The following is a 13,237-nucleotide window of genomic DNA, read 5'->3' on the forward strand; positions in this document are numbered from 1 at the left end:
ATGGTCGCGCCACGTGGTACTGACGTCGAGAAGGATGTGGGAGTCTCATGAGCGGCCATTCCAAGTGGGCCACCACCAAGCACAAGAAGGCGGTCGTCGACGCCAAGCGCGGCAAGATGTTCGCCAAGCTGATCAAGAACATCGAGGTGGCGGCGCGCACCGGAGGTGGTGATCCGGCCGGCAATCCCACTCTCTATGACGCCATCCAGAAGGCCAAGAAGTCGTCGGTGCCCAACGACAACATCGAGCGGGCCCGCAAGCGTGGTGGCGGTGAAGAGGCGGGCGGCGCCGACTGGCAGACCATCATGTACGAGGGGTACGGCCCGAACGGCGTCGCGATCCTCATCGAATGCCTCACCGACAACCGGAACCGCGCCGCAGGCGAGGTGCGGACCGCGATGACCCGCAACGGCGGCAACATGGCCGATCCCGGTTCGGTGGCATACCTTTTCACCCGTCGGGGTGTGGTCACGCTGGAGAAGAACGGCCAGTCCGAGGATGACCTGCTGATGGCCGTCCTCGATGCCGGTGCCGAGGAGGTCAACGACCTCGGAGAGTCCTTCGAGGTGGTGAGCGAACCGACGGATCTGGTCGCGGTCCGGACGGCGTTGCAAGAGGCCGGCATCGATTACGACTCCGCCGAGGCGGACTTTCGGGCGTCGGTCGAGGTGCCGGTGGACGCCGACGGCGCGCGCAAGGTGTTCAAGCTCATCGATGCGCTCGAGGACTCCGACGACGTGCAGAACGTGTTCAGCAACGTCGACGTGAGTGACGAGGTGCTCGCCGAACTCGACGAGTAGGACCGTCGCGAATCGTTCGGCGGACGTCAGGACATCCGGTCCCGGTGGCGTGTCGTGCGTGGATGGTCGACGGCGACGGCCGGGCGGTCCGGGTGGTCGTAACGGACCTCGATGTCGGCGTCGCCCGATGCCTCCGCGTATCGCAGGATCGGCTCGACGGTCCACTGCGCGTCCGGCGACGAGATCCGGCGGAGGGTGGCCTCGCTCATCCGGAGCCGGATCGCCAGATCCACGTCGAGATCCCTGCCGACGAGCATCGGCCCGGCCAGGATCAGCACCTGGTCGGACGCCGCGTCCTGTCGTCGGTCGCGGAAGGAACGATCCTGTTCGGCATCCCACAGACGCGGCAGCCATCGGCCTGCGACGCGGAGCGCGGAGACGACCTCCCGATCGAGCGCCGGGTAGTCGAACCACGTGGATCGAAAGCTCTCCGGGTCGGTATGTCCGTACTCGAACCGCAGCGACGCCGCCCGCAGATAGTCGGCCATCCTGACGACGGCCGCGGCACGTCCGACGACCCGGAGCCGGGCAGCGAGACGGTCGGCGAGGTCGTCGGGCCGGGCGGCGTCGGCACCGTCGATCACCACCACCACACGGCCGTCGCGGGCGGCGACGTGGGAGAGGCAGAGTTCGACGAGCCCGTCGGGCGTGGTCGGCGTGTACGTGGGCATGGCACCTTCGATTGTCGCGTGTTGTTGTCCGTCGTCGTCGGCGCCTGCCGATAGAATCTCGAACAACTGTTCGGAAATGCTTGCACGGTGGAGGTGTACGTGCGTGTGATGGGAGTCGATCCCGGCCTGACGCGCTGTGGGATCGCCCTGGTCGAGTCGGGTCGGGGACGGAACGTGACCGCGCTCGACGTCGACGTGGTCAGGACGCCCACCGACATGGAACTCGCGAACCGGTTGCTGGCCATCTACACGGCTGCGAGTCACTGGCTCGATGTGCACCAGCCGGACGTGGTCGCGATCGAGCGGGTGTTCGCACAGAATCAGGTGTCCACGGCGATGGGGACCGCACAGGCGGGCGGGGTCATCGCGTTGGCTGCCGGTCAACGCGATGTGCCCGTGCGATTCCATACCCCGTCCGAGGTCAAGGCGGCCGTCACGGGGAGTGGCCGGGCCGACAAGGCGCAGGTCACGATGATGGTCACCCGCATCCTCGGGATGCAGACGAAGCCGAAACCGGCAGACGCCGCCGATGCCCTGGCGCTGGCGATCTGCCACTGCTGGCGAGGAGCCACCACGGAGAAGATGATCGAGGCACAACGCAAGGCCGAGGAACTGGCACGGCGCCATCGTGAGCGCGTGGCGCAGGCGTCCGCCGATCGTGCGACGTCGTCGCGACGACGGTCGCGGGCCGGGGGAGCGGCATGATCGCCTCGGTGCGGGGTCCCGTCGTCGACGTCGCCCTCGACCACGTGGTGATCGATTGCGCGGGCGTCGGCTACCGCGTCCTCGTGACGCCCGGAACCGTCGGGTCGCTGCGGCGCGGCGAGGAGGCGACGTTGCTCACCTCGATGATCGTGCGCGAGGACTCGATGACGCTCTACGGTTTCACCGATGCCGATGCGCGGTCATTGTTCACCCTTCTGCAGACGGTGACCGGGGTCGGCCCGCGCCTGGCGATGGCGACCCTGGCGGTCCTGGAGCCAGACGCGCTTCGCCGCGCATTGGCCGAGTCCGATGTGAAGGCGCTGACCACCGTTCCGGGGATCGGGAAACGCGTGGCCGAACGACTTGTCGTGGAACTTCGGGACAAGGTCGAGGCGCCTGCGGCACGAGACGGTGTGGCGTCGACCACCGCGATCGGCGGCACGGTGCGGGACCAGGTGGCCGAAGCGTTGCTGGGTCTCGGGTTCACGGCCGCACCCGCCGACCGGGCCCTGGCCGCGGTACTCGCCGACGCGCCCGATGTGGATGCCTCCACCCTTCTCCGGAAGTCGTTGGCGCTCTTGGGGAAGACCGCATGACCGACGATCAGGTGCCCGGGCCCGAGGAGCGCGACATGAGCGCCGCGGAGTTGCACTCGGACGGCGAATTCGATGCCGGGCTGCGTCCACGGTCATTGGCCGACTTCATCGGCCAGCCCAGGGTCCGCGAGCAACTCGAGCTCGTGCTGCGCGGTGCCAAGGGGCGCGGCGGTACCCCGGATCACATCCTGCTGTCCGGACCACCAGGGCTCGGCAAGACGTCACTGGCGATGATCATCGCCGGCGAGATGGGCGCCGCGATCCGCGTGACGTCCGGTCCGGCGCTCGAGCGTGCCGGCGATCTCGCGGCGATGCTGTCAAACCTGGTCGACGGCGATGTGCTCTTCATCGACGAGATCCACCGGATCGCCCGCCCGGCCGAGGAGATGCTCTACCTCGCGATGGAGGATTTCCGGGTCGACGTGGTGGTGGGGAAGGGGCCCGGTGCCACCTCCATCCCGCTCGACGTGGCACCGTTCACCCTCGTTGGCGCCACCACCCGATCCGGGTCGCTGACGGGTCCGTTGCGTGACCGGTTCGGGTTCACCGCGCACATGGAGTTCTACGAGAACGACGAGCTGGTGCATGTGCTGCGCAGGTCGGCGGGGATTCTGGGTATCCGGCTGCTCGAGGACGCCGGGGTCGAGATCGCCGGTCGGTCACGCGGCACCCCCCGCATCGCCAACCGGCTGCTGCGCCGGGTCCGCGACTACGCCGAGGTGCGCAGCGATGGTGTCATCACCCTGGACATCGCACGGGCAGCGCTCACCGTCTATGACGTCGATCAGCTGGGTTTCGACCGCCTCGACCGCGCCGTCCTCAACGCTCTCGTCCGAGGGTTCGGTGGCGGACCGGTCGGGGTGTCCACACTGGCGGTCGCGGTGGGTGAGGAGCCCACCACCGTCGAGGAGGTGTGTGAACCGTTCCTGGTGCGCGCCGGGATGATGGCGCGGACCCCGCGTGGCCGCGTCGCGACGGCCGCGGCCTGGCATCACCTCGGTCTCACACCGCCGGCCGGCGCGATGAACGCAAGCTTCGGCGTCCGCACCCGCGACACCCTGACCGAGAGCCTGTTCGACGATCTCTAGACCTGCCGCGAACCCGAGGATCGTGGCGACTTTCCCGGGCATGGCACACTGGGGAGAGCCCGCCGGAGGACTTGGTGCGATCACGCGCGCCTGCGAGCGGCACTCGGCTGACCGGCCGAACCCGACATAACGCCCACAACACGACCGAACCGACAAGGATTGTTGCTGTAATCATGGAGTCTCTCTTCTTCCCCCTTCTGCTGGCCCTGCTGGCCGGTTTCATGTTCCTGAGCATCCGCAAGCAGAAGAAGCGCGTGTCCGAGATGCAGGACATGCAGAACTCCGTGGCCACCGGTGCGCGTGTGCAGCTGACCTCGGGAATGTTCGCCACCGTCGTCGAGGCAGGAACCGGCGATTTCGTCGACCTCGAGATCGCGACCGGTGTCGTGGCCCGCTTCAATCGCGCCGCTGTGGTGCGGGTGGTGCCGACCGAGGACGCCGCCGAGACCTATCCGGGCGCTCTGATCGGGCGGCCCGAGGAGATCGTCGACGATCCGTCGCCGTCGCTCGGTGCAGATTCCAGCACCGACGACAGCGTGTGGACCGAACGTCCGGGCGACACCCCCTCCGACGAGAAGTGATCAACCTGCGGGCGCGTGAACGCGCCCGCAGGCCACCGAGCGCGGTGGCACCGGAGGACGGTTGCTACCGCGCAGTCAGTAGAGTGGGCGACCGACCGCCACGACCGCGCGGCGGGGCCGCATGGTGCCCGGCGCGCATTCCCTAGGAGACCAGAACAGCAGTGACCACACCTCGCCGGGCGTCGGCGAAGCGGTCGGGACCTCCACGTGAGATTCCGCCGTGGAGACCCCTGACCGCTTTCTTCGTGTTGTTGGCCGTCGTCTGGGGGCTGGTTTTCTTCACCGGAGGCGGATCGCCGACACCCAAGCTGGGTATCGATCTGCAGGGCGGCACCCGCGTGACGCTGACCGCCCGTACCCCGGACGGTCAACCGCCGTCGCGTGACCAGCTCAATCAGGCGAAGCAGATCATCGAGCAGCGCGTGAACGGGCTCGGTGTGTCCGGCTCGGAGGTCGTGGTCAACGGCAACAACCTGGTCATCACGGTGCCGGGCGACGACGGCAAGCAGGCGCGCTCGCTGGGCCAGACCGCCCGACTGTTCGTGCGGCCGGTCGAGAAGGTGCAACCCGCGACCCCGCAGCCGAAGACCGATGAGCAGAAGCAGCAGGAAGACAAGCAGTCCGGCGACACCTCGGCCGCCGCGATCGCCGAGCAGCGCAAGCTTCGGCAGGCGCCCGCCGGGGCCAATCTCGACGCGCTGACGGCGCAGATGACCAAGATGGACTGCTCGCCGGGCGCCAACGATCCGTTGCTGGGCAACGATCTGCCCGACCAGAACCTGGTGGCGTGCTCCCAGGACGGCAAGGAGGTCTACCTCCTCGGGCCGGAGATCATCGACGGCCGGGACATCAAGAACGCGACGGCGGGCACCACGCAGCAGGCCGGATCGTGGATCGTGCAGGTCGAGTTCAAGGGCGCGGCGCAGAAATTCTGGCCGACCTACACCGCCCAGAACACCGGCAAACAGACCGCGTTCACCCTCGACACCAAGGTGGTCTCCGCACCTCAGATCCAGGGCGCGATCACCACTCCGTCCACCGAGATCAGCGGCAACTTCAGCCAGCAGGAATCGAAGGATCTCGCCAACGTCCTCAAGTACGGTTCGTTGCCGCTTTCCTTCGAGGCCTCCGACGCCGAGACGGTCTCGGCCACACTGGGTCTCGCGTCACTGCAGGCCGGACTCATCGCCGGCCTCGTCGGACTGATCGCAGTCCTTCTGTACGCACTGTTCTACTACCGGATGCTCGGCATCCTGACGATGTTGTCGCTGGTGCTGTCGGGACTGATGGTGTACGGCATCATCATCCTGCTGGGCCGGTGGATCGGCTTCACCCTGGATCTCTCCGGCATCGCGGGTCTGATCATCGGTATCGGCATGACGGCCGACTCCTTCGTCGTCTACTTCGAGCGAATAAAGGACGAGATGCGGGAGGGCCGAAGTTTCCGGTCCGCGGTGCCGCGCGGCTGGGCGAGCGCGCGGCGCACCATCTGGTCGGGTAACGCGGTCAGCTTCATCGCCGCGGTCGTCATCTATGTCCTGGCCATCGGCGAGGTACGCGGATTCGCATTCACGCTGGGTCTCACCACGATCCTCGACGTCGTGGTGGTCTTCCTGGTGACCCATCCCTTGGTCGTCCTCGCGAGCCGGTCCGAGTTCCTGTCCAGACCGAAGGTCAACGGGCTCGGCGCCGTGAGTGAGGTGGCGCGGCAGCGGAGACTGTCGGCCCGTACGGCCAAGGTCGAGGCGTCGGAAGGAACGGCGAAATGAGCAGTACGCAACGCCCCAATTCCGGTCGATCGGACGGCTCCCGCGGCGCGGCGCAGCCCGACGTGGCGGTCGACGACACCGATGTGACGAGAGAGATGAGCCCGACGTCGGAGGCGAATTTCGTCGCGGAATCCGACCGGTCGTTCCTGTCCCGGCTCTACACGGGTACGGGCGCATTCGAGTTCGCCGGTCACCGTCGCGCGTGGTACATCGTCACCGCCGTGATCCTGGCCATCTGCATCGCCTCGATCGCCATCCGCGGTTTCACCCTGGGCATCGACTTCGAGGGCGGCACGCAGGTCTCCATCCCGGTCTCGGCCGGTGTGACGAGCGATTCCGTGGAGGAGGTCTTCGCAGACACATTGGGCAGCGAGCCCGAGTCCGTCCAGACCGCGGGCTCCGGCAGCTCCGAGACCGTCCAGGTGCGCACCGAGACCCTCACCATTCAGCAGACCCAGCAGGTGACGAGTGCCCTCGCGGACAAATTCGCACCCGAGCTGACCGCGGCCGAGGTGAGCTCATCCGATGTCAGTTCCACCTGGGGCGGCGAGATCACCAAGAAGATGCTGATCGCGCTGGCGGTGTTCCTGATCATCGTGTTCGTCTACATCGCGGTGCGCTTCGACCGGGAGATGTCGCTGGCCGCATTGGCGTCGCTGTTCTTCGACATCATCGTGACGGCAGGCATCTATTCGCTGGTCGGATGGGAAGTGACCCCGGCCACCGTCATCGGCCTCCTGACCATCCTCGGCTTCTCGGTGTACGACACAGTCGTCGTGTTCGACAAGGTGGCCGAGAACACCAGATCGGTGCTGCAGACGACGCGACGAACCTACGCCGAGCAGACCAACCTGGCGATCAACCAGACCCTCATGCGCTCGATCAACACCACGATCATCTCGGTGCTGCCGATCATCGCGCTGATGGTGATCGCCGTGTGGTTGCTGGGCGTCGGCACGCTCAAGGACCTGGCGCTCATCCAGCTCGTGGGCGTGGTCGTCGGCGCCTACTCGTCGATCTTCTTGGCGGCGCCGCTACTCGTCACACTCAAGGAGCGCCGTTCCGAGATCGCGCGCCACACCAAGCGGGTCCTCGACCGGCGTGCGCGGGTGGCGGCCGGGCAGGATGTCTCGGACGATCGACCGGTCCGCGGCCGCTCGGCGGGGAGCCGGTCGGCGAAACGGTCCGACGAGGACGCACCGACGAGCCCGACCGGAAAACGTCGACGGTCGCGCTAGTCTACGGGTCGTGACTGTGCGCACCGGGTCGGATGCCCGGCGACGAATCGGCCTGCCCCTGACAACGATCGCCCTGGTGGGCGTGGTGGTGGTCCTCGCCGGACTGCTCGCCGGCTGCGGTGAGGACGGCCCGCCCACGATCGACTACGCGGTCGACGCGCGGATAGACAGCTACAACGCCAACACCGTCGAGGGCAACGCCAACGGCGTGCTGATGGCCACCACCCGGATGTTGCCCGGCTTCAGTTACCTGGGGGCACACGGCCAGGTCACCCCGGACCGCGACATCGGAACCGTCACACCGGTTCCCGGGTCGTCGCTGACCCTGCGTTACGACTTCAACCGGGCAGCCCGCTACTCGGACGGCCAGGCCGTCGACTGTGACGATCTGGTTCTCGCGTGGGCGGCGATGAGTGGTCGGTTCCCCGGGTTCCGTCCGGCGACGACCGCGGGCTACCGCGACATCGAACGGGTGGATTGCGCTCCGGGGGAGGCAACCGCGACCGTTGCATTCGCCCGCGGGCGCGACTACCGGGACTGGCTGTCGTTGTTCGGCGCGGGCACGATGTTGCCTGCGCATGTGGTGGCGCGCATGGCCGGCGTCGCAGACATCGTCGATCCGATCCGCACCGGCGATCAGGCCGTCGTGGGAAAGCTCGCCCGGGCTTGGAACACCGGGTTCGCGCTGACCCCCGGATCGGTCGATGAACAGCGTTTTCCGTCGTCGGGACCGTATCGGATAGACCGATATTCGCAATCCGGTGGGCTCGTGCTGGTGGCCAACGACAAGTGGTGGGGCGACGCGCCGAAGACCTCTCGGATCGCGATCTGGGGTCGCGGAACCGACGCTGAGAAGCGCATCTCCGACGGATCCTTCGATGTCGCCGATCTGACCGGGGGGATGACGACCGACGAGGTGGCGCCGTCGGGATCGACAGACGAGACGATCCAGCCGCTGCCGCAACCGAATCGGGCGCTGGCCGTCGAGGAACTGGTGCTTGCTCAACGCGGGGTGTTCGGCGATGTCCGGACCCGGCAGGCCTTTGCCTCCTGTGTGCCCCGAGATGTGTTGGCACGCCAGTTCGGTCAGGGTGCGCAACTGTGGAATCTGCGTGTCCTCGCCCCGGCCGACAACCTCGCAGGCCAACTCAACGGTGCATTCGGCCGTGCCTACGCGAGGCCGGATGTGGGCCGCGCCCGCGCGCTGGCCGAGACCACCGCATCGACCCGTTCGGGTCCGTTGCGCGTGCGGGTCGGATATCTCGCGCCGGCGGCGCGGCGGCAGCAGATGGTCGCGACGATCGCCGAGTCGTGTCGTCGGGCCGGCATCGACGTGGTGGACGCTGGTTCACCCGATCTCGCTCCGTCCGCGCTGGGCAAGGATGTCGATGCGCTGCTGGTCGCCGCCGGCGCCTCGTTCGCCGCGGCCGGAGCGGCCAATCCGTCCCGGGACGCGTATCAGCTGCACGGCGGGGACCCGTTGAACCTCGGTGGATTTCAGGATCCGGATGTGAGTGCCGCGATCGACCGGCTGGCGGCGGCGGACCTGGCCGCCGACCGGCTCGAACTCGTCCGCACCATCGAGAACGCTGCCTGGGCGGCGGTGCCGTCGATCCCGCTGTTCGCGGCCCCGCGCGTGCAGCGGTGGGGCGGCCGGGTCGATAATGTGGTGGCCGGGCTGGGCCGTAACGGAACCGGCTGGAACATGGATCGGTGGACAGTACGTGACTGACGACGCGCAGCAGCCGGGGTCCGCTCCCGACGACGACATCACCACGCGGGCGCTCGACCGGGCCCGTCGGGCCATCGACGAACACGCCCGGATGGTGGCCGACTTCCCCGCGCCCGGTATCGACTTCAAAGATCTGACGCCGGTGCTGGCGGACCCGGTGGGACTGTCGTCCGTCGTCACCGCGCTCACCCACGGCTGCCGCGGCATCGATCTGGTGGCCGGCATCGATGCACGGGGTTTCCTCCTCGGCGGCGCGGTCGCCCGTGAACTCGAGGTAGGGGTGCTGGCCGTCCGCAAGGGTGGCAAGCTGCCGCCGCCGGTGCACAGCACCAGCTACACGCTCGAATACGGGACCGCGGTCCTCGAGATCCCGGCGAGCGGCATCGACATCAGCGGTATGCGGGTGTTGCTGGTCGACGATGTGCTCGCGACCGGTGGCACCGCCGTGGCGGCCGCGCAGTTGCTGGATCGGGCCGGCGCCGAGGTGGTCGGCGTCGCGGTGATCATGGAGCTCGACGGTCTGGGCGGACGGGCGACCATCGCCGAGGGCCTCGGCGCGGATCTGCCGGTCCATGCCGTCGTCAGCGGCTGAGCGAACCGCGGTCCGTATCGGGCGGACTAGACTCGCCCTCATCCGGCGTTGTCCAGAGTGGTCGAGGACACCGATGGTTGACAACCCGCCGCTGAGATGCGGCGACGCCCGGACGAGGAGAGGAGGTCACGATGCACGACGAGGTCGATACCGATGCCCGGCGGGAATCCGCTGAGACGACGGGACCGGCTGTGCCCGATGTACGGAACCCGTCGGACCAGCCGCTCCCCGGCGCCGATGCGGTCGGGACCCCGTCGTCGTCGGCGTCCCGACGTGTGCGCGCGCGGCTGGCGCGCCGGATGACCGCCACCCGCAGCACAGTCCGTCCGGTCCTGGAACCCCTGGTGACGCTGCACCGGGAGATCTACCCGAAGGCCGACGTGGCGTTGCTGCAACACGCCTATGACGTCGCCGATGAAAAGCACGAGGGGCAGCAGCGCAAGTCCGGCGACCCCTACATCACACATCCACTGGCGGTGGCGACGATCCTCGCCGACCTCGGTATGGACACCACGACCCTGGTGGCGGCGCTGCTGCACGACACGGTCGAGGACACCGGGTACACCCTCGAACAACTCGAGAAGGATTTCGGCGCCGAGGTGATGCACCTCGTCGACGGCGTCACGAAGCTGGACAAGGTGGCACTCGGCAGCGCCGCCGAGGCCGAGACGATCCGCAAGATGATCATCGCCATGGCCCGGGATCCGCGGGTGCTGGTGATCAAGGTGGCCGACCGGCTGCACAACATGCGGACCATGCGCTTCCTCCCGCCCGAGAAGCAGGCCCGAAAAGCCCGGGAAACCCTGGAAGTCATTGCGCCACTGGCACATCGACTCGGCATGGCGACGGTCAAGTGGGAACTCGAGGATCTCTCGTTCGCGATCCTGCACCCCAAACGGTACGAGGAGATCGTCCGGCTGGTGGCCGACCGCGCGCCCTCGCGTGACACCTATCTCGCCCGCGTGCGCGCCGATGTGAACAATGCGCTGGGGGGCTCGCGGATCGCGGCGACCGTCGAGGGCAGGCCCAAGCACTACTGGTCGATCTACCAGAAGATGATCGTCAAGGGTCGCGACTTCGACGACATCCATGACCTGGTCGGCATCCGGATTCTGTGCGACGAGGTCCGCGACTGCTATGCCGCTGTCGGCGTGGTGCATTCGTTGTGGCAGCCGATGGCCGGTCGGTTCAAGGACTACATCGCCCAGCCCCGGTTCGGGGTCTACCAGTCCCTGCACACCACGGTGATCGGCCCGGAGGGTAAGCCGCTCGAGGTGCAGATCCGCACGCACGAGATGCACCGGACCGCGGAGTTCGGCATCGCCGCGCACTGGCGCTACAAGGAACGCAAGGGCAAGAATCCACGCAGGTCCACCGACGCCGCCGAGATCGACGACATGGCCTGGATGCGCCAGCTGCTCGACTGGCAACGTGAGGCGGCCGATCCGGGCGAGTTCCTCGAGTCGCTGCGCTACGACCTGGCGGTCCAGGAGATCTTCGTGTTCACCCCCAAGGGGGACGTGATCACCCTGCCCGCCGGGTCGACCCCGGTCGACTTCGCCTATGCGGTGCACACCGAGGTCGGACACCGCTGTATCGGTGCCCGGGTGAACGGCCGGCTGGTGGCGCTGGAACGAAAGCTGGAGAACGGCGAGGTCATCGAGGTCTTCACCTCCAAGGCGCCGAACGCCGGACCGTCGAAGGACTGGCAGAACTTCGTCGTGTCGCCTCGAGCCAAGGCGAAGATTCGCCAGTGGTTCGCCAAAGAACGCCGGGAAGAAGCGCTCGAGACGGGCAAGGACGCCATCGCCAAGGAGGTGCGGCGGGGCGGACTACCGTTGCAGCGCTTGATGAGTGCCGAATCCATGGCGGCCGTCGCCAAGGAGTTGCGGTACACCGATCTGACCGCCCTGTACACCGCGGTCGGGGAGAGCCACGTCTCGGCCCGGCATGTGGTGAACCGCCTCGTCGCATCGCTCGGCGGCATCGACGATGCGGTCGACGAGATCGCCGAGCGGTCGACGCCGTCGACCCTGCCCACCCGCAGCCGACAAGGCGGCGACGCCGGCGTCGTCGTCGAGGGTCTCGACAACGTGATGGCGAAGCTCGCCAAGTGCTGCACACCGGTGCCTGGCGACGAGATCCTGGGATTCGTGACGCGTGGCGGCGGGATCAGCGTGCACCGCACCGACTGCACGAACGCCACGTCCCTGCAGGAACAGTCCGAACGCATCATCGAGGTGTCGTGGGCACCCTCACCGTCATCGGTCTTCCTCGTCGCCATCCAGGTGGAGGCGCTCGACCGTCACCGGTTGCTCTCCGACGTCACCAAGGTGCTCGCCGACGAGCGGGTGAACATCCTGTCCGCGTCGGTGACCACCAGCCGTGATCGGGTGGCGGTCAGCAAGTTCACCTTCGAGATGGGTGACCCGAAGCATCTCGGGCACGTGCTGAACGTGGTGCGCAACGTCGAGGGGGTCTACGACGTGTACCGGGTGACCTCGGCCGCCTGACCCCCTCGCGTCCGCGTCAGGCGGCGGAGCCGCTGTCGACGGTGGCGGTGGTGATGTCCACCGGCTGCTTCGGCTTGCCGTCCTCTGCGCTGCCATTGGGGCCGGGGGTAAGGCCGTTCTTGGCGATCTTGTCCAGCACCGTCAGGCCGTCCGGGTCGACCTTGCCGACGACCGAGTAGTTCGCTGCCAGCTGGCTGTCCTGCATGACCAGGAAGAACTGACTGGAGCCGGTGTTCGACTGACCCGTCTGGGGATTGTTGCTGTTGGCGATGGCCACGGTCCCGCGCGGATAGATCACGGGTGCCTCACCGGAACTCGGATCCGGCTGCCCGGCGGGCTTGAGGTCGGTGGGCAGTTCGTCGGGGCTCGACCACCCCGGGCCGCCGGCTCCGGTCCCGGTCGGGTCGCCGCATTGCAGAACCTTCAGGGTCTGGCTGTTGGTGAGTCGGTGGCACGGCGTGGCGTCGTAGAACTTCTTCTCGGCCAACGAGATCACTGCGCCGGCGTTGCATGGTGCCCCGGTGCGCTGCAACGTGATCGGGATGGCGCCCTGACTCGTGTCGAGCACCATGTCGGCGGTGCCCTCCTTCAGCTGCTTCGAGTCGGGTTTGGGGGAGGTCCGTTGTTTCGCCTCGCCCGCCTTCATCTCGTCGAGGTAGGCCTGCGCCTGTGCGCGCTGATTCGCCGGGACCTCGGCCGGAACCTCCTTGGGGAGCTGCTCGAAACGACTCGGCTGGTCTTGGTACGAACATGCCGTCCAGCGAGCGGCCTCACGGTCGTCGAGGACCTTCTTCACGATGAGGGTCGTCGCGGTCGCCACGATGGCCACGACCACCACGGTCGAGACCGAGGCGATGATGATCTTGCGACGGCGTGTTTGCTGCCGTTCCCGTTCGAGGCGTTCTTCGAGCTTGCGCTTGGCGGCTTCGCGGCGTTCCTCGTTGGTGGACAC

General features: G+C 67.5%; 12 protein-coding genes. 10 read left to right on the top strand and 2 right to left on the bottom strand.

Features of this window, described 5'->3' with window-relative positions; genetic code table 11:
• Nucleotides 1-47 precede the first annotated feature (47 nt).
• Entirely contained in the window at nt 48-800 is a 753-nt protein-coding gene (locus tag ACPXCG_RS20100; protein WP_425793882.1) for a YebC/PmpR family DNA-binding transcriptional regulator, read from the top strand.
• A gap of 26 nt (nt 801-826) precedes the next feature.
• On the opposite strand, the gene ACPXCG_RS20105 is transcribed toward ACPXCG_RS20100, so the two are convergent.
• Nucleotides 827-1,471 (bottom strand): hypothetical protein, encoded by a 645-nt coding sequence (locus tag ACPXCG_RS20105; RefSeq protein WP_425793883.1) that lies wholly within the window; start codon nt 1,469-1,471, stop codon nt 827-829.
• A gap of 99 nt (nt 1,472-1,570) precedes the next feature.
• Here ACPXCG_RS20105 and ruvC point away from each other — a divergent pair, with 99 nt between their 5' ends.
• From ruvC to ACPXCG_RS20150, 9 genes are all read left to right on the top strand, one after another.
• Complete coding sequence (gene ruvC / locus ACPXCG_RS20110) at nt 1,571-2,176, top strand: crossover junction endodeoxyribonuclease RuvC (protein WP_425793884.1); 606 nt, start codon at nt 1,571-1,573, stop codon at nt 2,174-2,176.
• The gene (ruvA, locus tag ACPXCG_RS20115; protein ID WP_425793885.1) at nt 2,173-2,772 is read left to right on the top strand and encodes a Holliday junction branch migration protein RuvA; all 600 of its coding nucleotides are present in this window, start codon (nt 2,173-2,175) and stop codon (nt 2,770-2,772) included. The genes ruvC and ruvA overlap by 4 nt, the downstream gene beginning before the upstream one ends.
• Complete coding sequence (gene ruvB, locus ACPXCG_RS20120; RefSeq protein WP_425793886.1) at nt 2,769-3,860, top strand: Holliday junction branch migration DNA helicase RuvB; 1,092 nt, start codon at nt 2,769-2,771, stop codon at nt 3,858-3,860. Before ruvA ends, ruvB begins: the two co-directional genes overlap by 4 nt.
• Nucleotides 3,861-4,033: 173 nt before the next feature.
• Nucleotides 4,034-4,441 carry a preprotein translocase subunit YajC gene (gene yajC, locus ACPXCG_RS20125; RefSeq protein ID WP_425793887.1) on the top strand — a complete coding sequence of 136 codons (408 nt, stop codon included), beginning with the start codon at nt 4,034-4,036 and terminating at the stop codon, nt 4,439-4,441.
• A gap of 161 nt (nt 4,442-4,602) precedes the next feature.
• A complete protein-coding gene (secD, locus tag ACPXCG_RS20130) occupies nt 4,603-6,210 on the top strand; it encodes a protein translocase subunit SecD (RefSeq protein ID WP_425793888.1) in 1,608 nt (535 codons plus the stop codon).
• Nucleotides 6,207-7,448: a protein translocase subunit SecF gene (secF, locus tag ACPXCG_RS20135; RefSeq protein ID WP_425793889.1), complete on the top strand. Its 1,242-nt coding sequence runs from the start codon at nt 6,207-6,209 to the stop codon at nt 7,446-7,448. The genes secD and secF overlap by 4 nt, the downstream gene beginning before the upstream one ends.
• Nucleotides 7,449-7,464: 16 nt before the next feature.
• Nucleotides 7,465-9,180, top strand: coding sequence for an ABC transporter substrate-binding protein (locus tag ACPXCG_RS20140; protein ID WP_425794019.1), 1,716 nt, complete (start codon nt 7,465-7,467; stop codon nt 9,178-9,180).
• Nucleotides 9,173-9,772, top strand: a complete 600-nt coding sequence (locus ACPXCG_RS20145; RefSeq protein WP_425793890.1) for an adenine phosphoribosyltransferase — start codon at nt 9,173-9,175, stop codon at nt 9,770-9,772. Before ACPXCG_RS20140 ends, ACPXCG_RS20145 begins: the two co-directional genes overlap by 8 nt.
• Before the next feature lie 131 nt (nt 9,773-9,903).
• Nucleotides 9,904-12,285: a RelA/SpoT family protein gene (locus ACPXCG_RS20150; RefSeq protein ID WP_425793891.1), complete on the top strand. Its 2,382-nt coding sequence runs from the start codon at nt 9,904-9,906 to the stop codon at nt 12,283-12,285.
• A gap of 16 nt (nt 12,286-12,301) precedes the next feature.
• Here the strand turns inward: ACPXCG_RS20150 and ACPXCG_RS20155 are convergent, their stop codons facing one another.
• A complete protein-coding gene (locus ACPXCG_RS20155) occupies nt 12,302-13,237 on the bottom strand; it encodes a peptidylprolyl isomerase (RefSeq protein ID WP_425793893.1) in 936 nt (311 codons plus the stop codon).

It is taken from the genome of Gordonia sp. DT218 (assembly GCF_049847105.1).
In the GTDB taxonomy this organism is placed as follows: domain Bacteria; phylum Actinomycetota; class Actinomycetes; order Mycobacteriales; family Mycobacteriaceae; genus Gordonia.